Origin of the sequence: Labilibaculum filiforme (assembly GCF_002843315.1) — a bacterium.
GTDB classification, from domain to species: domain Bacteria; phylum Bacteroidota; class Bacteroidia; order Bacteroidales; family Marinifilaceae; genus Labilibaculum; species Labilibaculum filiforme.
This window is the reverse complement of sequence record NZ_MVDD01000006.1, coordinates 130,660-156,291: the sequence shown is the minus strand read 5'-3', so window position 1 is coordinate 156,291 and position 25,632 is coordinate 130,660. Positions and strand designations below refer to the sequence as shown.

The following is a 25,632-nucleotide window of genomic DNA, read 5'->3' as shown; positions in this document are numbered from 1 at the left end:
CAGAAATCTCCTGCTATAAGGAGATTTTTTTTATGCCTCCAATTTAGATTTCTTCTAAGTTATTTTATGCGGAAATTAATATGGCAGTAGTAAAGTGCTGCAATTCAGTAAAGTTGATATTATTTCGCTATTCACCTCAGGGCTTCTGCCTTTTAGCACTCTTCGAAATCTATCCGATCAGCAAGCAAGTAGTTTCCATAAATTAATTCGCCATGGCTAAATTCACCAAAGAAGATGCGCTAAACTACCACGAAGGTGCGCGTCCCGGAAAAATTGAAGTAGTTCCTACCAAACCACACTCCACACAATTAGATTTGTCCTTGGCCTATTCGCCAGGCGTTGCTGTGCCATGTTTAGCAATAGAAAAAAATCCCAAAGACGTGTACAAATATACTGCGAAAGGAAATTTGGTGGCGGTAATTTCTAATGGTACTGCTGTTTTGGGGTTGGGCGACATTGGTGCCGAGGCAGGCAAACCGGTGATGGAAGGAAAAGGATTGTTATTTAAAATTTTTGCAGATATCGATGTGTTCGATATTGAGGTCGATACTAAAAATGTGGACGAGTTTGTGCAGATTGTAAAAGGAATTGCACCCACTTTTGGAGGTATTAACTTAGAGGATATCAAAGCCCCAGAGTGTTTCGAAATTGAAGATCGGCTAAAAAAGGAGCTTAAAATTCCGGTAATGCACGACGATCAGCACGGAACTGCTATTATATCGGCAGCTGGACTACTTAATGCGACCGAAATTCAGAAGAAAAAACTGTGCGATCTGCAATTGGTAGTAAATGGTGCGGGAGCATCGGCAGTTGCATGCACGCGTTTGTATATCTCCTTGGGCGTTAAAAAAGAGAATATTGTAATGGTCGATAGTAAGGGCGTAATTCACGAATCGCGTACCGATCTTAATCGGATAAAAAAAGAATTTGTAAGTAGTAAAAATGTTCATACGCTAAAGGAAGCAATGGTGGGTGCCGATATGTTTTTGGGCTTATCGGTAGCCAATGTGCTCACTCCAGAAATGATTAATTCGATGGCCGCAAAGCCAATTGTTTTCGCCATGGCAAATCCCGATCCGGAAATAGATTACGATGTAGCCATGCAAACGCGTAAGGATTTAATTATGGCTACTGGTCGGTCCGATCATCCCAATCAGGTAAATAATGTGTTGGGGTTCCCTTTTATTTTTCGAGGGGCTTTGGACGTAAAGGCGACTGCAATTAATGAAGCAATGAAGATTGCAGCCGTTAAGGCGATTGCATCTTTGGCAAAGGAGGATGTTCCCGATATCGTAAATATTGCTTATGGCGAAATGAATTTTAATTTTGGAAGTGAGTATATTATTCCCAAACCACTCGACCCAAGGTTGTTGACCATTGTTGCGCCAGCAGTGGCTAAAGCGGCAATGGATTCGGGTATTGCACAGGAACCAATTACTAATTGGGAGGCTTACAAACTACAATTAGAGGAACGCTTGGGACGGGATAATAAATTAATGAGAGCTTTAACCGATAAAGCCAAACGGAATCCGAAGCGAGTAGTTTTTGCCGAGGGAGATACTTTTAAGATTTTAAAAGCAGCAGAAACGGTCTTGCGCGAAGGAATTGCACAGCCAATATTGTTAGGTAATCCGGAGATTATCAAAAAATTAATAGTGCAGCACGAGCTCGATTTACAGACGGTGCCAATTATTAATTGGAGAGGATTTGAAGAGCAAATCCGAAGAGAAGAGTATGCCAAAATATTGTTTAAGAAGCGAAGTCGAAAAGGCCTGACCTATAGCGAGGCTATCGATAAAATGAATGATCGCAACTATTTTGGTGCCATGATGGTGGAGGTGGGAGCTGCAGATGCTTTTATTAGCGGTGCCACTTCGAAATATGCGGATATTATTCGTCCAGCGATACAGACGGTTGGAATTAAACCCGACACGAATCATATTGCAGGAATGTATTTAATGATGACCAATAAGGGGCCGATCTTTTTCTCCGACACTACCGTAAATCCAATGCCCGAAGCTCGTACTTTGGTTGATACCACGTTACTTACGGCTAAAGCGGTTCGTAAATTCAATATCGAACCAGTTATTGCTTTGGTTTCGTATTCTAATTTTGGATCTATTCGCACGGGTAGTCCGGTGCAAGTGCAGGAGGCCGTTAAAATACTACATCGCGATCATCCCAATTTAATTGTAGATGGTGATATTCAAATGAATTTTGCCTTGAATACTGAGCTTAGAGCAAGAATGTTTCCCTTCTCGAAGTTGGAAAACCGAAAAGTGAACACCATTATTTTTCCAAATTTAAGCAGTGGTAATATTGCATATAAAATGATGCAGGAGCTAGTTGGTGCCGAAGCAATAGGTCCTATTTTATTAGGAATGAATAAATCAATTCATATCGTTCCTCTCGAAAGTTCGGTTCGGGAGTTGGTAAATTTGGTTACCATTGCGGTTGTGGATGCACAATAATAAGTAAATAATTATTGGTAAACAGTCATTTATAAATAGTTATCAGTAAAAATTTATAATTGATCAATTGAAGAGGAATAGTAAAAAAAGATATATTGCAAAATAGTGATGCTAAATTAGTTGTGGGTTATTTGCAGAAATTTGGGAATGTTGAGTACTATAAAAAAGCTTTCGAGGAAACATTTGAAACTTTTCATGGAAGCTTTGTTTTTATCAATAAGTTAATTCTATAGTGGTCGGCTCATTAAATACCTCTTTTTTTCTTTAATAGGAAGTACTGTAAAAGTGCCTGAAATAGCCTTTTTTTGGAAAAATAGCGAATTGATGTGTAGGTTTCTTGAATTTACATATTAAGATAATCTAAACAAAAGCAGGCAGTTTAAGTTATCTTAAACATTGGTTGTCAAGTAAAAAGACACTTTAGTCAGTTAATAACATCCCCTCGCCAAAATTGTTTAGATTCTTTCTAAGCAAAAGGCAATTTAATTTGTTCCTTAACAAAAAACTCACGAAATTTTCTAAATTATTAAGTACAAATAGTAAGATATCCGAAGGGGATTAAAGAAAAAAAACAGCCAATTGTTCTGGTGAAAATAGAACAATTGTATTGTTTACTAAAAGTTAATTTCAGATTATAAAAAATAACGGTACAACACTTTCCTGTGACCGAGGAAGCGAAGCTGTATCTGCTAGTGTACAAAAGTAAACGTTCCTCCTTGAGAGTAGATTGCATTTTGCCTTCAACCAGCTGAAATCTATTTTCCTGTAGTCCTTATATTCACTTGTAACAACCTTAACTCAACCACCATGCAAGCCTTAAAAAGGCCTTATTTTTGGCATGCGATCTATACTCGATCGCGAGCTGAAAAAAGGCTCTATCAAGAATTGTGCTCGAAAAATATCGAGTGCTACCTTCCTTTAAAAAAAGAGCTTCGACAATGGAGTGATCGTTCCAAATGGGTAGAAGAACCCTTGTTACGGTCGTATTTATTTGTGAAAGTCAGCGAAAGAGAATACTACGATGTAATTAACTCAAATTTTGCAGTTCGGTATGTAACTTTCGGTGGCAAAGCTGTGTCTATACCCGAGAAACAAATTGAAGCACTTCGACTTTTTTTAGATGATGAAAATCGCAAAGTAGATCTTTGTACTGATTATCTGGAAACAGGAGAAGTAGTGGAAGTTATTTCGGGACCATTAAAAGGCATCCAAGGCGAAATCACGCAAATAAAAGGGAAGAGTCGAATTGTTATCCGCTTCGATTCTTTGGGAACTTGTGTTTATACAGACATTAGTCTGGATTCCATTAAACAAGTTCAAATTGTCATGCACTAAATTCCGAACCATCTTATGAAAAAAATTGAAATAGTTACCACAGTAGGTATGGGGTATATTGGCCTGCCTACGGCGGCTCTTATTGCCAATAGCGGTAGGAGAGTTCATGGAGTAGATATCAACCCAAAGGTAGTTGAAGCTGTAAACGAAGGTCGGATTATTATTGTGGAGCCCGATCTTGATTTGTTGGTGAAAAAGGTGGTGGAAGATGGGTACTTAAGCGCTCATTTACAAACAGTAGAGGCTGATGTTTATACAATTGCAGTTCCTACTCCTTTTAAAGGAAATCACGAGCCAGATATTTCCTATGTTTTGGCAGCTGGTAATGCTATCATTCCCTTACTAAAGGAAGGGGATTTGTTTATTATTGAGTCGACTTCTCCGGTTGGGACTACCGAAAAGGTAAGAAATTTGATTCATTCAAAACGTCCCGATTTGGAAGGAAAACTTTTCATAGCTTATTGTCCAGAACGCGTATTGCCCGGTAATATCATTTATGAATTGGAGCATAATGATCGAGTAATTGGTGGAGTTGATGAAGAGTCGACAGAACGAGCCTGCAACTTCTTTCAACAATTTGTAAAGGGAGAATTGCATCGTACCAATTCAAGAACTGCTGAAATGTGCAAGTTGGTAGAAAATTCGTCTCGTGATGTGCAAATTGCTTTTGCGAATGAGCTTTCGATTATTTGCGATAAGGCAGGTATAAATGTTTGGGAGCTAATTGAATTGGCAAACAGGCATCCACGAGTAAATATTTTAACACCAGGTTGCGGCGTAGGTGGGCATTGTATTGCAGTTGATCCCTACTTTATTGTTTCGGAGTATCCTTTGGAAAGTCAGATCATTGGGAAGGCTCGAGAAATAAACAACTACAAAGCTTTTTGGTGCGTCGAGAAAATTAAAAATGCGAGCCTGCAATTTCAAGTGAAACATGGGTATGAACCAAAAATTGCATTAATGGGAATGGCTTTTAAGCCAAATATTGATGATTTGCGTGAATCTCCAGCTAAATACATCGCACAAAAAGTAATTGGAGGCGAACAAAATGGTATTCTCTTAGTGGAGCCCAATATTGATTCTTATCCCGATTACGAAATCTCTGATTATAAAAACGCATTCGAGGCTGCCGATATGGTGGTTTATTTAGTTGCGCATAGTGAATTTTATTCCTTACCAAAATCGAAGAATAAGCTGATTTTAGATTTTTGCGGAGTTACGAATAAACAGATCGAAGATCTTGAATTTGTGAATGTTGAAGCGAATTTGAAGCGGTCGATTAATAGATAGGAATTGTGCAATGGATCGTACTGCGATTTACTGCCAAACTGGGTGATTCCAGTATCTAATTGTATCGCTCAATAACAACCACATTTTAGGAGCGATAGTATGTTATCCACTTTAAAACCAAAAGAATTATGAGTGAGAATTTAAAATATCGGGTGTTATTGGTTTTTGGAACCCGCCCCGAAGCTATAAAAATGGCTCCTTTAGTAAAGGAGTTTCAGAAGTATCCCGAGGATTTTGAAACGATTGTTTGTGTAACCGGTCAACATCGCGAAATGCTCGATCAGGTGCTTGATTTATTCGATATTCAACCCGATTACGATCTTGAGATTATGAAGGCTGGGCAGGATTTATATGATATTACCAGTAGGGTTTTGATTGGAATGCGGGATGTATTAACCAATGCTAAACCCGATTTGGTATTAGTTCACGGAGATACCTCTACTTCTTCTACCACCGCTTTGGCCGCTTACTATCAGCAAATAGCTGTTGCACATATCGAGGCTGGTTTACGAACCAATAATTTGTATTCCCCATGGCCCGAAGAAGGAAATCGCCAAATTACTGGGCGTTTGGCGAAATGGCATTTTGCTCCTACCATTATGGCTCAAAAAAACTTGATGGATGAAGGAATCAGCAAAAATAGAATTGTTGTTACGGGGAATACGGTAATTGATGCTTTGCAGCTAACGCTTACTAAAATACATCGCTCGTCGCGGGTAGTAATGGATATTATTAATGTACTTCAGTCAAAAGGAATTCCAACCGGATTAGTGGCCGATTGGGTATACCGTACCCGAAAAATGGTGTTGATAACCGGTCATCGCAGAGAAAATTTTGGGAAAGGATTTTTGAATATCTGCGAATCCATTAAATTTTTAGCTGTCAAATATCCTGATGTTGATTTTGTGTATCCCGTTCATCTGAATCCGAATGTGCAGCAACCTGTTTACGAGATTCTAGGAAAAAATCCAGCTACGGGAGAATTAGGTGCTAAAAATATTTTCCTAATTGATCCAATTGATTATTTGCCATTTGTTTACATGATGGATCTTTCCTACTTAATTTTGACCGATTCGGGAGGAATACAGGAAGAAGCACCATTTTTAGGCAAACCAGTTTTGGTAATGAGAGATACAACCGAACGTCCGGAAGCATTGTCGGCGGGAACCGTAAAATTAGTGGGGACAGATTCTACTCGAATTATTGAAGCCGTAGAAATGCTTTTTCAAGAAGAATCTGTTTATCGTAAAATGTCAAACGCCAATAATCCTTATGGGGATGGAAATGCTTGTATTCGAATTGTACAAGAATTGAAAAAAGCGATTGCAGTTCGAGAAAGAATTGTTGCTTAATAAATTATAAATGTCAGAATTAAAGAGTCAAACCATTAAAGGTGTGTTTTGGAGCTTCCTCGAAAAATTTGGAAGTCAGTTAATACTCCTTATTTCACAAATTGTATTGGCCCGATTGTTAGAACCAGAAGATTTTGGTTTGATTGGGATGCTTGCCATTTTTATTGGAGTATCGCAGGCTTTTATCGATAGTGGATTTGATAACGCACTAATTCAAAAAAAAGACGTTAATCAGACGGATTATTCAACGGTCTTTTATTTTAATATCGCAATAGGTTTTGTTCTCTACTTGATATTATTTGTAGCGGCTCCTTATATCGCCGATTTTTTTCATCAGCCTTTGTTGGTCTATTTAACACGGGTTGTTTGCGTGATATTAACAATAAACTCTTTTGGACTAATTCATTTGGTGAAGTTTAAAATTGAAATGAATTTTAAAGCGATTGCTCAAATTGTAGTAATTGCAAATTTTTTATCGGCTATTGTGGGCATTGGAATGGCTATACTCGATTATGGAGTGTGGGCACTTGCGGGGCAAATAATTGGCATCTATTTTTTTAGAACGGTTTTGTTTTGGATAAAAAGTTCGTGGCGACCATCCTTTGTATTTTCCATAGTTTCGTTTAAAAGCTTATTTCAATTTGGTTCTAAGTTGTTGTTATCTGGAATGATCAGTCAGACTTTCGAAAATATTTACCTAATGGTAATTGGGCGAATGTTTTCAGCTTCGGCACTTGGATTTTATTCACAAGCAAAAAAATTACAGCAGGTTCCCGTTACTACGTTAGCGCAGGTGGTGGGAAATGTAACTTTTCCTGCTTTTTCAAAAATACAGGATGAAACAGAAAAATTAAAACAAGGATTCCGAAAGTTAATTAAGCTTTTGGTTTTTATAAATTTTCCGTTAATGCTTGGTTTAGCGGTAGTGGCAGAGCCATTGTTGGTACTAATTTTAGGAGAGAAATGGTTGCCATCCGTTCCTTATTTTCAGTTGTTGTGTATCGCTGGTATGATTTACACCTTACATGCTTCTAATTTAAATATTTTAAAGGTAAAAGGCAGATCGGATTTATTCCTCTACCTCGAAATTATTAAAAAATCGATTGTGGTGGTTGCTATTGTAATTGGATTAAACTGGGGAATAATGGGTTTGGTGGTAGGTCAAATCTTCACCTCTTTTATCAGCTTTTTTATCAATGCATTTTATACCGGGAAATTAATTTCCTACACCATCCCAAATCAATTAAAAGATATAAGTAAAGCTTTCGTTATCAGTTTGATAATGGTTGCTTTTATGATGATAGGTTACTTGTTCGAGAATCAAATTCTTGCACTCTCCTTCCAGATACTAATAGGTATCGGATCTTATTTACTGTTGGCAATAGCAATGAAACTAGAAGCTTTGACCGATGGATTACTGATTTTAAAAGAAGTAATACCCTTACGAAGATGGAAAAAAATAAAATATTAGTCACTCGGCCACAGTTGCCACCATTAAACGAATTTATCCCTTTGTTGGAAGATATTTGGGATAGCAGGTGGCTCACCAATAATGGGAAGTACCATCAGGAATTTGAAACACAACTCGCAACTTTTCTGGGAGTTCCTTACGTATCGTTATTTTCTAACGGAACACTTGCCTTAATGGCAGCTCTGCAATGTCTAAAAATTAAAGGAGAAGTAATTACTACACCATTCAGCTTTGTAGCTACTACACATTCTCTGTGGTGGAATGGTATCAAACCTGTTTTTGTTGATATCGAACCCGATTATTGTAATTTGGATCCTAAACTTATCGAGGCAGCTATAACTCCCGAAACAACTGCAATTTTACCAGTTCATGTATATGGAAACCCTTGCGAGTTGGATGAAATTCAGCATTTGGCCGACCGTTATGGTTTACGAGTAATTTACGATGCAGCTCATGCATTTGGAGTAAAATACAAAGGCTCTAGTGTTCTGAATTATGGCGATTTGTCCATATTAAGTTTTCATGCTACCAAGGTTTTCAATACGATAGAAGGAGGAGCTATTATTTGTCATGATTTAAAGACAAAAAGGAGAATTGATTATTTGAAAAATTTTGGTATTGCCGATGAAACTACAGTTGTGGCTCCTGGTATTAATGCTAAAATGAACGAATTGCAAGCTGCTTATGGAATTTTACAATTAAAATATTTCGATTCTGCAATTGATGGAAGGCAACATATTACGGAGAAATACCGCAAAGGCTTAAAAGATATTGTAGGAGTTCGTTACCTCGAAAATCCGGTTGATGTGGATTACAATTACTCCTATTTTCCTGTTTTTATCGATGAATCGGAATTTGGGAGGTCGAGAGATGATGTTTATGAAGAGCTAAAAAAGCATAATATTTATGGACGCAGGTATTTTTATCCGCTAATCAGCGAATTTTCGGCTTACCGTGGTTTGCCATCAGCAAAAGGTTTGGATATTGCCTTCGAAATATCAAGACAAGTAATTTGTCTTCCCTTATATCCTGATTTGGCCGATGAGGTAGTCGATTTAGTGGTATCTATTCTTTTAGGAATGCAGGAGGATCGGAAAGAAGTTCCGGTAAAAATTGGGAATCAAAATAATCGGAAAATAGATTAATTTATGACTAAGAAACGAATCTTATTACTTGGGGGTTCCTATTTTCAGGTACCTTCTGTTCTTGCTGCAAAGAAGATGGGATATCATGTAATTACTTGTGATTTTGTTCCTGAAAATCCAGGGCATCAGTATGCTGATGAGTATTACAATATTAGTACTACCGATAAAGACTTAGTGCTCGAATTGGCCCAAAAATTAAAAATTGATGGTATTGTTGCTTATGCCTCCGATCCGGCGGCACCAACAGCAGCATATGTTTCTGAAAAGATGAAATTACCGGGGAACCCGTATCAGTCGGTGAAAATTTTGGCTGAAAAGGATTTGTTTCGGAGTTTTCTTCAACAAAATGCTTTTAATCTACCAAAGTCAAAAGGCTTTGTAAATTTGGCCGATGCTTTACTCGAAATAGATGATTTTACGTTTCCTTTGATGGTAAAGCCAGTTGATTCATCGGGAAGTAAAGGAGTTCGGAAAATTTATTCGGCAGAGGAATTGGTAAGTGCTTTTGAATATGCCATGAGTTTTTCCAGAACTAAAAGAATTGTAATGGAAGAATTTTTGGTGAAAAAAGGACATCAGATTCATGGAGATGCATTTGTGTGCGAAGGAAAAATATGCTTCTGTTATTTGGGCGATCATCATTTCGATGAAAAAGTAAATCCATTTGTACCCTACTCAACCACATTACCATCTATTCATTCTACAGGTACTTTAAGTAGAATCGAATTGGAATTACAACGCTTATTCGATCTTCTTAAAATTAGGCAGGGAGCATTTAATATTGAAGTTAGAATTGATGAGCAAGAGCGAATCTTTTTAATGGAAATTGGACCAAGAAATGGAGGCAATCTAGTTCCTCAGTTGGAGGAGTTTGCAAGCGGATTTAATATGGTAAATGCTACGGTTAAAGTAGCTATGGGCGAGAAAATTGTTGCGGAAGGAATTCATAAAAAAGGTTTTTTTGCTTACTACGTTTTGCACAGCAATCGCGATGGAGTTTTAAAGGAAATTGTAATATCGCCAGACTTAGAAGCAAATGTTTTAGAGAAGCATCTTTTTAAAAATAGTGGTGATTCAGTACTCTCTTTTCAAGGTTCGAATGCAACTATTGGCATTCTTTTACTACAATTTTCGTCTCACAACGAAATGCTGGAGAAAATAGAGAACAGTGAAAATTTTATTCGGGTTGTGCTGGAACCAGAAGAAATTATTCTATTAAATGGAAATAGTACCAATAGATTAGCAATTTAGGATGAAAGCAATAGGGGGATATTTTGACTTGGAAGTAGGAGAGGAACGGGCTTATTATAATGATTTGCTCCAGTTGAATACAGGCAGAAATTGTCTCGAGTATTTGCTTCGGGCAGGTAATTTCAAGAAACTATACCTTCCAAAATATTCTTGCGAAGTACTTTTAGAACCTTTAAAAAAGCTAAATATTGAATGGGAGTATTATTCCATTGACAAAAATTTGAATCCTATTTTAAATTTTTCACCCAAAAACAATGAGTTTGTGCTTTACATCAACTACTTCGGTATTAAAGATGCTGTAATTGAGCAATTGAGTGGTGAGCTTAAGAATTTGATTGTTGACAATTCTCAAGCGTTCTTTTCTGATAAAATAGGCGATTTAGGAACATTTTATTCTGCACGGAAGTTTTTTGGTGTTGCTGATGGTGCCTATTTGCGAACTAATTTGAGATACGATAAAGAACTGGAAAAGGATTTTTCGTGGAATAGAATGACCCATTTGTTAAAGCGTTTGGAATTAGGTGCTGAAAATGCCTATTCAGATTTTCAGAAGAATAGTGCCAAGCTTTCGATGCAAGCAATTTTGCAAATGTCGGATCTCACCAAGTCGCTTTTAGGACAAATTGATTATGCCAAAGTGAAACAAATTAGAGAAGAAAATTTTCATTATTTGCATCAGCAGCTATCCTCTGCAAATCAATTCGATTTTTCGGATTTGCTAGTAAATGGTCCGATGGTTTATCCATTTTATGTGGAAAATGAAAATCTGCGAAAGCAATTAATTAAAAATAAAATATTCGTAGCCTGCTATTGGCCGAATGTGTTGGAAACATGTTCTGTACATAGTTTGGATTACAAACTGGCTAAATACATACTTCCATTGCCTGTCGATCAGAGATATAATAAGACAGATATGGATATGATTTGTAAGGTATTGTTGGCTGAGCTAGAAAAAAACAATAAATAAATTCATCAACTATGAAAACCCCTTTTGTTAGTGTAAAAACGATTACCTATAACCACGAAGAGTTTATTGCCCAGTGTATTGAAGGTATTATGATGCAAAAAACCAATTTTGCATTCGAATATATAATTGGTGAAGATTGCAGTACCGACGGAACGATGAAAATTGTGCAGGAATATGCAACCAGATATCCGGATGTGATTCGAATAATTACTGATGAGAAAAATGTGGGAGCTGTTGAAAACGATAACAGAACCGATCGGGCTTGTAGGGGGAAATATGTTGCTTTTTGCGAGGGAGATGATTTTTGGACAGATCCGAATAAACTACAAAAACAGGTGGATTTTTTGGAAGCGAATGAACAATATGGAATGGTTCATTCTAGTTTTTCTTGTTTAAACGGCGAAAAGTTAATCGACGATGTTTGGAAGAATAGAAAAATACCAGAAGGAAAAGTGTTAGATTCTTTGATTTCAGGCAATTACATTGCTACAGCAACGGTTTGTATTCGAAATGAGTTCCTTCAAAAAATTCGGATCGCCAATCAAATAAAGGAAAATAAATGGAGAATGGGTGACTATCCTTTATGGTTAGAAGTTGCTGCGCAATCGGAAATTGCCTATATGCCCGATGTTACCATGTGTTACCGAGTGCATCCAAATTCGGCTACCCATGGTTTGGATTGGAATGGTGATTTTAAATTTTTTGAAAGTAGGTATCAAATTAAGAATTTTTATGCCCAGAAATACGATCGTAAAAAACTCACTCCTTTTATCGATAAAATGTACCATAGGGAATTGCTTAAATATGCTATTTTCTTGAAAGATGATAATTTGCGAAAAGCTTGTGTGGAATACTTTAAAACAAAGGGAAGTGCCAAAGAATTTCCCTATCTGCTATTTTCGAAGTACTCCTTTTTAGATTCCATTTTCGAATTTGTGTATTCCTTGCGTAAGCGAGTTCGAACTTTAGTTTAATTGCTGATTTTAATCATTTTAAAAAATTGTTATCATGCAAAAAGGGAAAAAGAAAATATTATTATTAGGAGGATCCCCTTTTCAAATTCCAAGTATTCTGTGTGCAAAAGAGGCTGAATATTATGTGGTTACTTGTGATTATACACCAGAAAATCCTGGGCACAAGTATGCCGACGAATATGTGAATATAAGTACTACCGACTTAAAAGGCATATTAAATTTGTCACGAAAAATGGAGATTGATGGCATTTTAGCATATGCTTCGGATCCGGCAGCGCCAACAGCGGCTTATGTTGCCGAAAAAATGGGACTTGCCGGGAATCCGTATAAATCGGTTAAAACCCTTTCTGAGAAAGACTTGTATCGGAGTTTTTTGTTGTTGAATAAATTTAAAACCCCCAAATATGGTGGTTATAGCACTTTAAAAGATTTTTCAAACTATTCTTCCGATTTTACTTATCCAGTTCTTGTAAAACCTGTTGATTCATCGGGAAGTAAAGGGATTTCTATGGTGAATGATTTATGGGAAATGGGAAAAGCTATTGATTATGCAATGAAATTTTCAAGAAGTAAGCGTTTTATTGTTGAGGAATATATAGAGAAAAAATATCCACAACTCGATGGAGATATTTTTATTTACGATGGAAAAATTACGGCTTACTATTTGGGCGATCAGAAGAATGATATTGGCGTAAATCAATTTGTACCTTCTAGCATTAACTATCCATCTTTATTATCTCAGGAATTACACGAGAAAATTAAACAGGAGCTTCAACGAGCTATCGACTTGTTAAAAATTAAATTTGGAGGCTTTAATATTGAGGTAATAATTGATGCAAATGATGATGTTTACTTAATAGAGATTGGCGCTCGTAATGGAGGGAATTGTATTCCCGAAATTATAAAATGCGCAAGTAATGTGGATATGATTAAAATGAGCGTTGATGCTTGTATGGGAGTGAAACCAGAGATTTGTAATCAAAAGAAGATCGATAAATTTTATACTACTTATGTAATTCACTCTAATAAAGATGGGAAATTTCGCTCTGTAAAATTGGATGATTCAGTAAAGGATTATGTGCTGGAAATAAAATTGATGATAGAAGAAGGTGCCGATGTTTTTCGTTTTTGCGGTTCGAATTGTACGGTAGGTATTGGTTTGCTTGAGTTTCCAAATTTAGATACGAGAGATCAGGTAATGAGCAATATAGAAGAGTTGATTGCAGTGGAGTTGGAGTAGAAAATGAGCAATGAGCTTTTTGGTAAAATGGGTTCGAAATAAATGAAAAATTTTACTGCTGGAGCAATGCAGTGTTCACTGAATAGGGAAAAAATTTGTAAGGTATTAAAATCACAACTGTAAAATATGAAGTACGTTGAGACAGGATTCTGGTTGCTCGTTTTTTTTGTTGCACTTTTGTTAAAAAGTTATACAATTGGCGGTCAGGAAATGGCTTACATTTGGAAGTTACCTTTACTTATCTTTCTTTTTGTTGGCGTTTTGGGGCAGAAAATTGATTTTAATTTTTTAATTTTTGGTTATGTGTTTGCTGTTAAAAACTTAATTAGCACTTCATTTTTCGAGTATCCTATTGATGCACTTATCAATTTCTTAAAATACCTAACCATACCATTGGCGGTGCATTGGATATATTTGAATATTAATAGCGTAGAAAGTTTAAAGAAATTGAGGATGCTACCGGTTTATTTGGCAAGTTTTCTGATTATTTCGAATATTCCTTACTATTTGGGTGTATTTGCTGCTCCGGTAAGTCAAACCATGCTTTGGATGGAAGATGCCACTCTGGAAGGTTTGGTAGGAATATTAGGAGCGCCACATTATACTTCAGCTTTATTATCGGTAGCTTGTATTATTCTTCTTGAATTTATTGTGAAGAAAAGAGGGGATATGCAGTTAAATTTAGTTCTCGCACCAATTTTTTTGTTAGGATTATTCTTTCTTTTTAAAACCTACACGCGAACTGGTTGGCTAATGTTTGTGGTTGGAATTGGGATTCTTTTTGTACGAAAAATAAGTGTGAAAGAAGCGGGAAAAATTTTGGCGCTTAGTGTTGTTTTATTTGTTGGTCTGGCTGCTTTGTACCAAACCAACGAAGGTTTTCGTCGTAGAGTTACCGACGATCGGGCCGGACAGGAAGAAAAATCGACATACGAAACCGTAGGCTCGGGACGATTACAAATTGCCGAGGTATATCTCGAAAATTTCTATCAAAGTAGTTTTGCAACCTATTTGTTAGGAATGGGAATGCAGGAATCGCAAAATAGGTACGAGAAGAAAGATGGAATGCCACTTTTTGCACATAATGGTTTCATTCAAACGCTTGTAGATAATGGAATACTTGGGTTTTTACTCTATTTGGTGTTTCTCTATTCCATTTTTAAAGGAATTTCACGATCCAATAGTAGTTATAATCAATTAAGCGTTGCCATTTTTTTCATGTTTCTTTCCTGTTTGGTAACGCAACAGGCAAACTACTTTTTATTAGATGTGTTTGTTTCTATTTTCATTGGAATTAGTCTGATTGAAAATAGAATTAATAATTACATCGAAATAAAAAATCGGCAGGAAGCTACCGATTTAAGAACTCACTCACCTTCAATTTAAAATATGTATCATTTTCGTTTTATCACTTTAAATGACTTGAAAGAGATTGATTATAAGGGAGATTTTCCAAGTAATCAGTTCAACTGGATTTACAATTGGTTTTCTATTTTCGAAAAAGTGGAAAATAATGTAATAGGATATAATAAGAAAGCATATATCGTAGCAAGTTATAAGGAGGATAAGCTGGTGGCTGTTGTACCGCTGGTAAAATTGTATCGAACTTATTTCAAGCTGGTTAAAATACAGTTTTTGGAGTTCATGGGACAACAATGGTCTAGTTTAGGAAATGATATTTTAAAATTGGATAATTTGGAGGTCTGTTTTACGAATGAATTAATTTCTTGGATAAAAGCCAATATCCGTTTTCACTTTATCTTTTTTAAATATTTGCCTAAAGAATCACTTTTGGCTGTAAAGTATAAATTGTTCCACTACGCTGGTGCCCCTTTTGTTCAAGTCGATAAACATAGCAGTTACGAGGTATTTGCAGGAGAAGTATACGCAAGAAAATTTCGCGAAGACATACGAAGAACCTTACGAAGAATTAAAAAGGACGGATTTGAGTTCGAGATCAGCAGGAATGAAATAAATGATGAAAGTTTAGCAGAAATAAGACGCATTGCGAAAACCAAAGAAATTGATGGCAAAAGTTTTTTGTATGAAGATGCCGAAAAGGCGAAGTTTCATTTAAAAATGTATGAATGCTTTCCTTCGCATGTGGTATTTGTAAAATTTAATCAAAAAGTAATAGCTTACGGAACATGTATTGAATGGAATGGGGAAAGAATAGGTATCGATGCGGCTTTTGATCGGGCTTACAGAAAATATGGTGCTGGAATTCATTGTGTTGATGCTATTATTCACGAAAGTTTTAGCGATAAAAAGCAGAAGTTATCTTTCGGAATGGGATTGGATACTTACAAATTTCAGTTTACAGATCAGGTTGAACGCTATTTTATGTGTTACGATTATAAATTTCGCTTAAAAGCTTTGCTTGCTTTGCCTTATTTCTTGTATCGATTAAAAAATGAAGATCGTAAGGTGAGGGAGGAACTCTTGCTGGCAGAAGGGAAATGATTTTAGTGCAAAAGATCGCCTTTAGGATTGTGAATATAATTAAAGTACCTGGAGAAATTTACGAAAGCAAAATATTTGAGTCTGCATTTTTATTTGCCCAAAATAGATTATGAAACCCAACAGATTTAATTCTTAAATACATGTATAAATTTCAATTTATTACCCTGAAAGAACTGGAAGATATAGATTACCACAGCGAATTTATTAGTGGCGATTTTAATTGGATTTCTAATTGGTTCTCTATATTTAAAGACGTTGAAAACAATGTTTTAGGATATAAAAAACAAGCCTGCATTGTTGCTGCATATTACACTGAAAAATTGGTGGCAATTGTTCCTTTGGTAAAATTGCAACGAATTTATTGCAAGTGTATCAAGCTTGAATTTGTTGAGTTTTTAGATCAGCAGTGGTGTAGCATGGGGAACGATGTAATTTCTATAAAGCCTTTGGGTATCGTTTTTGCCAATGAGCTAAATAAATGGATAAAAAAGAATATTAGTTATCATTTTATTTTTTTTAAATACTTGCCGAAAACTAGTGTGTTAAGTGAACAATTTAAGTTGTACCATTATTCAGGAGAGCCTGTTATTCCGGTAGAAGATTTTTCTAGCTATTCCGATTTTCTATCAGATTCTTACACAAAAAGGTTCAAGAAACAATTAGATCGAACACTTCGAAAAATAGAAAGAGATGGATTCAAATTTGAGCTGTCAACAGAAACACTCAATGAATCTAACTTTAAGGAAGTAAAACGAATTGCGAAATCGAAAGAGTCGGATGGGAAAAGCTATGTTTATGGAGACCCAAATAAGGAGAATTTTTTTCTTAAAATGTATAAGAGTTACAATGCCGAGGTGTTGTTTGTGAAATTTAATCAACAGGTGGTTGCCTATGTAATAAATATCGATACTCAAGGAAAACGTTTGGCTATAGATTGTGCTTTTGATCGCGATTTTAGAACCTATGGTGCAGGTATTCATTGTATGAATTGCAACATTCAAAACTGTTTTAAAAAGGAGCAGGAAAAATTCTCATTTGGAATTGGTTTAGATCCTTACAAATTTCAATTTACAAAGTATGCCGAAGCATCTTACATGTGTTATGATTTTAAATATCGATTAAAATCTCTTTTAGCCTTGCCTTATTTACTGTATCGGGTAAAAAAAACCGATAAGGAGGTAGTAAACCAAATGAAAAAAGTGCATTGTAATGCAGAAATTTAAACAGATAGCAGGAAACATTCTGGGTTTTATTGTGATTCTTTGCTGCAAGCGTGTGGCATTGCAAAAGTTCGATAAACATGTTTTGTCTATCTATTTTCACAATCCATCGGTTCTCTTATTTAAAGGAATTATTCATTTTTTATATGCGAATAAATTTCAATTTATTGGAGAGCAGGAGATGTATTACATTACTCTGGGGAAACAGGAGTTAAAGGGTCGGAAAGTCTTCATTTCGTTCGACGATGCTTGGAAAGGAAACTTAAAATTAATACCAATTATTGAGAAATATCAAATTCCTATATCCATTTTTGTTCCTATAAAACCTGTTGTATCTGGAAATTATTGGTGGGAATATGTTCCTTATTTAAAAAGTAAGTATTCTGAAATAAGCAATGCGGAAAGCTTAAAAAAAATGAGAAACAGCAAGCGAATGGAGTACATTCGCAAAGCGGAGACCGAAATTGTTTTAGATAGAACAGCTGTAAATCTTAAAGAGTTAGAATATTTACACAAACATCCCTTGGTGACCATTGGTTCGCATACCTACCATCATCCAATAGGTATTCAATGCACCGATGAGGAGTTGGAATTTGAATATTCCGAGTCGAAAAAAATATTAGAAACATGGTTGAGTACCAAAATAAATTCCTTAGCTTATCCTAATGGCGATTACGAGGAGAGAGATTGGAAACTTTTAAAAAAGGATGGCTATAAAATGGCTTTTACCACGAGTCCAAATCTAAGTAGGGAAAACATTGGGGAGTATGAAATACCACGAATTTCGATGAATACGATGGGAGGGAAATTCGAAAATATTGCACGTATGTTAGGTTTGTGGCACCAGTATATTCAGCCTTTGCAGTTAAAATTAAAATCAAATAGGAAGAGGGAATCGATTCAAATTATCGATCAGTATTCCTAAAATTCATATTTGCTTTTTTATATCATTTAATTGTATCTCCAATGAAAGAAGTATTATTCATAGCTCCGGGAAATGAAAATAGTAAGGGAGGAATAGGCTTGTGTGTAAACAATTACTCCAAGTATATTAAGCCTTTTAAGTTGATTGTTACCCATCGTTTTCCCTCTAAACTATTGAATAGTATTTGGTTTCCTTTGTGTGTGCTGGAATTAGTATTACGCTTGTTAAGCGATTCGGAGATTAAGATTGTGCACATTCATGGTGCTTCGAAAGGTAGTTTTTACCGCAAATACATTCTATTTTCGGTAGTTCATAAGTTGTTTAATAAGAAGATAATTTACCATATCCACGGAGGTGGTTTCCGCGATTTTTATTTGGAGTCATCTGTTTTTATACAAAAGAGAATTCGCTATGTAATTCAATCGGCTGATGTAGTGATTTGTTTATCCGAGAAATGGAAGCACTTTTTTTCCAGTGCATTTCATACCAAACGTGTGGTGATTCTCAATAACATGATTATTCCACCTGTAATACCCAATAAAATTGTGTTGAATGACAAATTACAACTGCTCTTTTTGGGATTAATTGGCGATAACAAAGGGATATTTGATTTACTCAAAACCATTTCGATGAATAAAACGGATTTTGAGGGGAGATTAATCTTGAAAATTGCTGGAAATGGGGAAGTTGCTCGTTTAAAAAATGCAATTTCGAAATATAAGTTAGAAAATATCGTAAAATTTGAAGGATGGGTTGATGCCGGGCAAAAAGACCAGTTGTTGCGCTCATCGCATATTTTTATACTGCCTTCTTACAAGGAGGGATTGCCTTTGTCTATTCTAGAAGCAATGAGTTATTCGTTGCCTATAATAGCTAGTAATGCAGGAGGAATTCCTGATTTACTATACAAATACAAGAATGGAATTTTATTGGATGCAGGAAATAAGTTGGAGATAAAAAAAGCCATTCTCAAATTACTGAACGATCATAGTCTTATACAGACATACTCTGAAAGGTCCACAAAAGGGGCTGTCGATTTTTATCCGGAAAGCGTTTTAAAAACTCTATTTTCAATTTACCATGAATTACAGAGGAGCACGGGATTACTTGCTGAGTAAAATTAAATTTGGGTATCGATTTTCCAAAGAACTAAAGAGAATAGCGTACTTATATTCGCTTAGCGAATCAGAATTAATAGAATTGAAAAATAAGGAATTTGTAAGGCAATATCAAAATGCATTTTCCAATTCTAAATTTTATAAGAAATTGTACCGTGAGCATGGTTTACATATCAATTCAGTAAAATCTACCGATGATGCAAAGCTAATTCCCATTATCACAAAAGAGGATATTCGCCACCGGGTAGATGAAATACTCACTTGTAATAAGTTACTGGTTTATGCTGCTTATACTAGCGGAACAACAGGATCGCCTTTGAAGTTGTATCGGGATTATCATTCGGTTTGCAAAGAGTATTCTTATGGATACTATTTTCAGATGTTGCATGGTTATCGTTTAGGCGATAAAGTAATTTCGATAAAAGGGGATTTAAACAGGAATGAAATTTCAAGATTTGATCGCTCTTTAAATACACTTCATTTGTCGAGCTACAATTTAAACGAGAGAAACATACAAAAGTATTATCAGTTAATTAAAGACTTCGGTCCTAAGGTAGTGAAGGCCTATCCATCTTCTCTGCAAATTCTTTCGGTAGAATTACACAAAGCAGGACTCGAACTACAAATACCATTGGCATTTACCTCGTCCGAAGTATTGCATGATTTTCAGCGTCGGATTATTGAAAAGGTGTTGCGAACGAAAATTTTCGATTGGTATGGAAATTCCGAACAGACGATTTCTTTGGGGCAGGTAAAAAAAGATTTGTATCAGGATATTCACTTGTATGGGCACATCGAGCTAAGGGAAAAATGTATTATTACAACCGGATTTATTAATCGTGCTTTTCCTTTAATACGCTACAAAATAGATGATGTAATTAAACGAGAGTGTGATAGTACTTGCATTACTTGTTGTACCAGTCGAATTTTAGGACGAGACAATCAGTATATCGAACTAAAAGGAGGGCAGCAAATCGGGCTTTTAGATCATGCCTTTAATTTTAGCAATGTAAAAAATATTTTGGGAGCGCAAATTGTGCAGCACGTGGTCGGTGAAGTCGATCTGAATATTATTCCTGATTATAATTTTACAACGAGTAATAAAAATGAGTTGATTAAAAATTTAACTCAACTTTTAGGCAAGGATTGTAGCATTCATTACCAGGAAATAAAGGAGGACCAAATTATTCGCACAGCATCGGGGAAGTATAATTTGATGGTGTCGAATTTGCCTTCGCAAGAAAAAAAACAAACAATTATGAATATTTTACAAGAGGTGTAAACTGTAAATTTCGAATATGACTTATCGATTCATAAAAGATTTGATTGCTTACAATATTAAATTCGGCAGTGGTTTTGAAAAAGAATTAAAAACCATTCTTGGTTTGAGTAATTTACCGAAACAGGAATTACTGGAATTAAAGGAGAAGACTTTCGTAAAACAATTTCAAAATGCTTTTCAAAATTCAAAGTTTTATAATAATCTGTATCAGTCTCACGGACTAAGTATTCATTCGGTTAAAAGTTTATCCGATGCCAATAAATTGCCGATTATTAATAAAACAATAGTAAAAGAAAATGCTTTGGCTATTTTAACTCGCCCACGATTTACCGTTTTTAAAGCTTATTCGAGTGGCACAACGGGAACTCCTTTGCGAGTTTATCGCAATTTTTCATCTACAATAAAAGAGTATGCGTACGGACATTTTTTTCAGCAAATGCACGGCTATCAGTTAGGCGACCCGGTGGTTTCTCTTCGGGGAGTGTTGGATCGGAACACGCTTTCCTATTTCGATAAAAGTAATAATGTACTTTACATTTCGAGTTTTCATTTGGGTACCGATAAACTTGCTGAAATACATAAAATGATTACCGATTTTCAGCCCAAAGTAATTAAAGCATATCCTAGTTCGATGCATATTTTGGCTACCGAACTGTATAAAGCGAATTTGGAATTGAATATTCCGCTGGCATTTACTTCTTCGGAGGTGTTGCACGATTTTCAAAGAGAAATAATCGAGAAAGTATTCCATACTAAAATATTTGACTGGTATGGAAATGCCGAGCAAACCGTTGCTTTTGGCCAGTTTGCAGATTCTTATTATCATGAATTTCCGTTGTACTCGCATACCGAGTTCGAAGACAATCATATGATAACTACCGGTTTTATTAACAGGGTATTTCCATTAATCCGTTATAAAGTCGACGATGTAATTCAGTTGGCGCCAACAAGTAATGGTACTTGTGTGGTGCAAAAAATAGAGGGGCGCGACGATGATTATGTGATTTTGAAAAATGGGCAGCAAATTGGACGATTAGATTTGGCTTTTAAGAAAGTGAATCGGTTGCTTGCTGCTCAAATTATTCAAAATGTAGTAGGTGAAATAAAGGTAAATTTAATTCCTGATAAGGGTTTTACTGTTCTGGATAATACGCAACTGGAACAAAATTTAAGGGCTTTGCTGGGGAACGATTGTAGCATTAAATTTGAAAAAATTGAAACGCAGGAATTGATAAGAAGCAGCAAGGGGAAATTTAGTTTGGTTGTTTCTCAAATCGAAAAAATATGAGCTTAAATCAGAAGCAAATCCTAATTGTTGGTGCCGGGCCACAAGCTCTATTTTTGTTGCGGGAATATAGCCGAATAGGATATTTGGTTACTTTGGTTGGTCGCAAAAATGAAATTGCAATGTATTCTCGCTATGGAACCAAATTGTTGGTTAACACCGAACACGATTTAATCCCTCTTTTAAGCAAATTGGCATTAAAAAAACCGCTGCAGAATTGTTTGGTAGCAAGTGGTTTCTACTTGTCTTTTTTAATGGAATATTTTCCCGAATTTTTCACCATATTTAATGTTATTCCCAAAAATGTTGAAGCACTGTCTATTTTTCTGAATAAGCTAAATACCTATCAATTGGCAGAGGAAATTAGTTGTAACTATCCCAAATCTATTTTGTTAAGTGAGCTTACTAACGATACCGATTACTCAACTTTCACATTTCCGCAGATTGTAAAATGGAATCAGGATATTTATTTATACGAAAAACCGGCTTTTAAAACTTGTTTGGTGAAAAATGTAAAAGACCTAAAAAACCTGCATCAAACTCTTATCGACCGGGAAAAAAATGCACTGGTAATGCAGGAGTTTTTAGGAGCCGATTTACAAAACAATTTTTCTTACGGCGCCTATTTTCGGCAGGGAAGTTTAGTTGCAGGAATTTGCGTAAACGAAGTGAGGCATTATCGTTCGGGAGTATCATCGGCAGTACAGGAGTATTGTGGTGAGTTTGCGAAAAGTATAGAGGAAAAATCGATTCAATTAATTGGAGAAACTGCTTATACTGGTTTTTTAGATGTTGAATTTAAAATTTTTAATGGCGAGCCTTATCTCCTGGAGGTAAATCCTCGTCCGTTTGGTTTTATTCGGATTATGAAACTAAAATATCCCGATTTAATTCCTTATACTTTGGGCGAATGCACGTTTAATCCGAAAAATCCGAAGCAGGTTCAATGGATGAATATTTTACGAGACATGCTTGTTGTAGCTAAAAACCCAAAAAAAATACCGAACATGCTATCCATGCTCTTCAATTTTAGCGGTAGAACTTTTGATGTTTGGGATATTCGGGATTTAAAACCGTTTTTTCAGCAAATAAAACGCTAAAATATACCGAAAGAGAATTTCATGCTCCAATATTTGGAAGAAATGCTCGGGAACATCGAAGAAATACCTGGTAACAAGAAAGAAATGCTTGGGAACATCGAAGAAATACCTGGTAACAAGAAAGAAATGCTCGGGAACATCGAAGAAATACCTGGTAACAAGAAAGAAATGCTCGGGAACATCGAAGAAATACCTGGTAACAAGAAAGAAATGCTCGGAAACATCGAAGAAATACCTGGCAACAAGAAAGAAATGCTTGGAAACATCGAAGAAATATTCCTAATAAAATAAACCAATCCAATTAAAACTTAAAATTTGAAGACAAGTTTATGCCTAACGCTCGACTACGAACTATTTGGTTCAGGTAGGGGCGATGTATTTCAGCATATTATCAATCCTACTAATAGGTTGTTGGATATCTGTACGCAACACCATATCAAGCTAAGCATCTTTTTTGAAGTGGTAGAGTATTGGAAGTTGAAGGAAACCTACGAGAGAGGCATAAGTATGGGATATCTATCGAACCCGGCTATTGCTATGGAAGAGCAAATAAAGAGGGCGTTCCGTTTAGGCCACGATGTTCAGTTGCATTTGCATCCGCAATGGATTGATGCAAAATATGAAAATGAGGAGTGGGTATTGCAACTGGATTATTGGAGATTGCCAGAGGTTCCCGATCAGGCCAACGAAACCATTAGTATGGGATTGTCGGAACTAATAGGGAAGGGAAAGCATACTTTAGAAGCTATTTTGCAATCCGAAAATCCAGCATATAAATGCAATATACTTCGGGCAGGAGGATATAATATCGATCCATCCGACCGATTACTAAAGGTGCTAAAAGAGCATGCTTTTATTGCCGATAGTTCGGTTTATTTTGGAGGAAAAGCAACAGGGAATTTATCGAAATACGATTACTCGGATATTTCGGCAACCAAGGCATATTGGTATGCGTCTGCGAATTCATTAGCAAAATCAAACGGCATTAGCAGTGAGTTTCTGGAGCTTCCAATTTTTGCTCAAAACCGACAACGAATTTTCAAATACGATGCAGTTCGAATAAAAGCTGCAATGCAGAATAAAGTCAACTCCATAGAGAAATTTAAAAATAATAGTGCAAAGAAATCGAAATGGGAAACGCTTCAGTTTTTATTACAGCAGGAGGCTTTAACTTGGGATTTTTGTCTGTTTTCAAAAGGGAAAATGCGTAGCTTTTTAAGCGCAGCAACTAAACTTCAGAAGCGTTCTGAATTTTTATTTCATCCCTTTATTTTGGTCGGGCACCCAAAAGATTTTTATTACCCAGATGCTCTACTTTATCTAGTTCAACAAGTCAAAAAAAGGGAAATAGCATTCTATACCTTAAGTGAATTGGTGGCGAAAATTAAGCAACAGTAAATAAAACACCCCAAACCCCTAAAGGGGGCTTACAAAAAACAAATAAACATTAATTGTAGATCAAAGTCCCCTTCAGGGAATTTAAGGGTATTGTAAGCCATTCTACAATGAATATATCAATCTACTATTCAAAAAATCTATCGTTTTAAAAATATGTACAAAACAAGTTTCGAGAAACTTAGAAACTATATCGAAAGTCAAGAATACAAAGGCTGGGACCCATACGATGCTTTGAATTCTAAATTTTTTCAGTCCATTCCTTTTGCGAAAAACAGCAGGTTAATGCGACTAATTTGGATTCAGGCATTCAAAAAAAGTCCAATGAATTTCCGGGGTCTTACTAGAGTTGAAAAGGCTTACAATCCCAAAGGTCTTGGTTTATTTCTTAGTGGATATTGTAAGCTCTATCAATTTGATCGAACACAGGAAATAAGATCCCGGATTCATTTTTTAAGTGAAAAATTGTTAGACATGCAATCCGAAGGATGGTCTGGCCCCTGTTGGGGATATAATTTCGATTGGCAGGCAAGAGCTTTTTTTCAACCCAAAGGCACACCATCTGTGGTGGTAACCACTTACGTGGGATGTGCATTGTTGGATGCTTATGAAATATTGGGAGATAAGAAGTTGTTGGAGACAGTCTTGCGAATCAAATATTTTATTCTGAAAGATTTGAACCGAACCTACGATGGTAATGGGGATTTCTGCTTTTCCTATTCGCCATTGGATGAAACTCAGGTGTTTAACGCTTCTCTTTTAGGAAGCAGAATGTTGTCGAGAATTTATCATTATACCAAGGATAAGGAAGTTTTACAGCTTGCAAAACAATCCGTTCAATATTGCAGCAATCATCAAAATGCCAATGGTTCATGGTCGTATGGAACTTTACCTTATCATCGTTGGATAGATAATTTTCATACTGGATTTAATCTCGAGGCATTATCCGATTATCGCAGATATACTAAGGATACTTCTTTCGATCGGGAAATTCAATTGGGACTGGATTACTATTTGGCAACATTTTTTTCCGAGGATGGAACACCAAAATATTACAGCAATTCGGTGTATCCGATTGATATACATTGTCCGGCACAATTACCAATTACCCTTAGTAGCTTAAATGTGTTCGAACAAAATAAGGAACTGGTCGATCGGGTTTTACGTTGGACAATTACCAAGCTTCAGGATCAGTCGGGCTACTTTTATTTTCAAGCAGGCAAACGCCGAAAAAATAAGATTCCTTACATCAGATGGGCACAAGCCTGGATGTTTTTGTCTTTATCTAATTATTTAGTCGAAAACCATAAAAATACCGGAATATGAAACGTCCATGTATAAAGCTTTC

Annotated in this window: 21 protein-coding genes; all 21 read left to right on the top strand. The window is 35.9% G+C overall.

What is annotated here, in order from left to right; all coding sequences use genetic code 11:
- Window positions 1-212: 212 nt before the first annotated feature.
- On the top strand, window positions 213-2,471 hold the full coding sequence (locus BZG02_RS10175) for an NADP-dependent malic enzyme (protein ID WP_101261325.1): 2,259 nt from the start codon (window positions 213-215) through the stop codon (window positions 2,469-2,471).
- An 807-nt stretch (window positions 2,472-3,278) separates the two neighbouring features.
- Window positions 3,279-3,806 (top strand): UpxY family transcription antiterminator, encoded by a 528-nt coding sequence (locus BZG02_RS10170; RefSeq protein WP_101261324.1) that lies wholly within the window; start codon window positions 3,279-3,281, stop codon window positions 3,804-3,806.
- A 15-nt stretch (window positions 3,807-3,821) separates the two neighbouring features.
- Window positions 3,822-5,096, top strand: a complete 1,275-nt coding sequence (gene wecC, locus BZG02_RS10165) for a UDP-N-acetyl-D-mannosamine dehydrogenase (protein WP_101261323.1) — start codon at window positions 3,822-3,824, stop codon at window positions 5,094-5,096.
- A 128-nt stretch (window positions 5,097-5,224) separates the two neighbouring features.
- Window positions 5,225-6,448 (top strand): non-hydrolyzing UDP-N-acetylglucosamine 2-epimerase, encoded by a 1,224-nt coding sequence (gene wecB / locus BZG02_RS10160; protein WP_101261322.1) that lies wholly within the window; start codon window positions 5,225-5,227, stop codon window positions 6,446-6,448.
- A 10-nt stretch (window positions 6,449-6,458) separates the two neighbouring features.
- The gene (locus BZG02_RS10155) at window positions 6,459-7,919 is read left to right on the top strand and encodes an MOP flippase family protein (protein ID WP_101261321.1); all 1,461 of its coding nucleotides are present in this window, start codon (window positions 6,459-6,461) and stop codon (window positions 7,917-7,919) included.
- The gene (locus tag BZG02_RS10150) at window positions 7,898-9,064 is read left to right on the top strand and encodes a DegT/DnrJ/EryC1/StrS family aminotransferase (RefSeq protein ID WP_101261320.1); all 1,167 of its coding nucleotides are present in this window, start codon (window positions 7,898-7,900) and stop codon (window positions 9,062-9,064) included. The genes BZG02_RS10155 and BZG02_RS10150 overlap by 22 nt, the downstream gene beginning before the upstream one ends.
- 3 nt (window positions 9,065-9,067) lie before the next feature.
- Complete coding sequence (locus tag BZG02_RS10145; protein WP_101261319.1) at window positions 9,068-10,315, top strand: ATP-grasp domain-containing protein; 1,248 nt, start codon at window positions 9,068-9,070, stop codon at window positions 10,313-10,315.
- A 1-nt stretch (window position 10,316) separates the two neighbouring features.
- Window positions 10,317-11,282, top strand: coding sequence for a hypothetical protein (locus BZG02_RS10140; protein ID WP_101261318.1), 966 nt, complete (start codon window positions 10,317-10,319; stop codon window positions 11,280-11,282).
- 11 nt (window positions 11,283-11,293) lie between these two features.
- Entirely contained in the window at window positions 11,294-12,256 is a 963-nt protein-coding gene (locus BZG02_RS10135; protein WP_101261317.1) for a glycosyltransferase, read from the top strand.
- A gap of 34 nt (window positions 12,257-12,290) precedes the next feature.
- A complete protein-coding gene (locus BZG02_RS10130) occupies window positions 12,291-13,496 on the top strand; it encodes an ATP-grasp domain-containing protein (RefSeq protein WP_101261316.1) in 1,206 nt (401 codons plus the stop codon).
- Between the two features lie 126 nt (window positions 13,497-13,622).
- Window positions 13,623-14,882, top strand: coding sequence for an O-antigen ligase family protein (locus BZG02_RS10125; RefSeq protein WP_101261315.1), 1,260 nt, complete (start codon window positions 13,623-13,625; stop codon window positions 14,880-14,882).
- Window positions 14,883-14,885: 3 nt separating this feature from the next.
- A complete protein-coding gene (locus tag BZG02_RS10120; protein WP_101261314.1) occupies window positions 14,886-15,959 on the top strand; it encodes a GNAT family N-acetyltransferase in 1,074 nt (357 codons plus the stop codon).
- Between the two features lie 140 nt (window positions 15,960-16,099).
- Window positions 16,100-17,182 carry a GNAT family N-acetyltransferase gene (locus BZG02_RS10115; protein ID WP_101261313.1) on the top strand — a complete coding sequence of 361 codons (1,083 nt, stop codon included), beginning with the start codon at window positions 16,100-16,102 and terminating at the stop codon, window positions 17,180-17,182.
- Window positions 17,169-18,104 carry a polysaccharide deacetylase family protein gene (locus BZG02_RS10110; protein WP_101261312.1) on the top strand — a complete coding sequence of 312 codons (936 nt, stop codon included), beginning with the start codon at window positions 17,169-17,171 and terminating at the stop codon, window positions 18,102-18,104. Before BZG02_RS10115 ends, BZG02_RS10110 begins: the two co-directional genes overlap by 14 nt.
- Before the next feature lie 41 nt (window positions 18,105-18,145).
- Window positions 18,146-19,222 carry a glycosyltransferase family 4 protein gene (locus BZG02_RS10105; RefSeq protein ID WP_101261311.1) on the top strand — a complete coding sequence of 359 codons (1,077 nt, stop codon included), beginning with the start codon at window positions 18,146-18,148 and terminating at the stop codon, window positions 19,220-19,222.
- Window positions 19,185-20,504 carry a phenylacetate--CoA ligase family protein gene (locus tag BZG02_RS10100; protein WP_101261310.1) on the top strand — a complete coding sequence of 440 codons (1,320 nt, stop codon included), beginning with the start codon at window positions 19,185-19,187 and terminating at the stop codon, window positions 20,502-20,504. The genes BZG02_RS10105 and BZG02_RS10100 overlap by 38 nt, the downstream gene beginning before the upstream one ends.
- Window positions 20,505-20,520: 16 nt before the next feature.
- Window positions 20,521-21,792, top strand: a complete 1,272-nt coding sequence (locus tag BZG02_RS10095) for a phenylacetate--CoA ligase family protein (protein WP_101261309.1) — start codon at window positions 20,521-20,523, stop codon at window positions 21,790-21,792.
- Entirely contained in the window at window positions 21,789-22,889 is a 1,101-nt protein-coding gene (locus BZG02_RS10090; protein ID WP_101261308.1) for a hypothetical protein, read from the top strand. The genes BZG02_RS10095 and BZG02_RS10090 overlap by 4 nt, the downstream gene beginning before the upstream one ends.
- Window positions 22,890-22,910: 21 nt before the next feature.
- Window positions 22,911-23,180 carry a hypothetical protein gene (locus BZG02_RS10085; RefSeq protein ID WP_101261307.1) on the top strand — a complete coding sequence of 90 codons (270 nt, stop codon included), beginning with the start codon at window positions 22,911-22,913 and terminating at the stop codon, window positions 23,178-23,180.
- A 24-nt stretch (window positions 23,181-23,204) separates the two neighbouring features.
- Window positions 23,205-24,287 carry a polysaccharide deacetylase family protein gene (locus BZG02_RS10080; RefSeq protein WP_143470449.1) on the top strand — a complete coding sequence of 361 codons (1,083 nt, stop codon included), beginning with the start codon at window positions 23,205-23,207 and terminating at the stop codon, window positions 24,285-24,287.
- 153 nt (window positions 24,288-24,440) lie between these two features.
- The gene (locus tag BZG02_RS10075) at window positions 24,441-25,610 is read left to right on the top strand and encodes a delta-aminolevulinic acid dehydratase (protein ID WP_101261305.1); all 1,170 of its coding nucleotides are present in this window, start codon (window positions 24,441-24,443) and stop codon (window positions 25,608-25,610) included.
- Window positions 25,611-25,632: the final 22 nt, after the last annotated feature.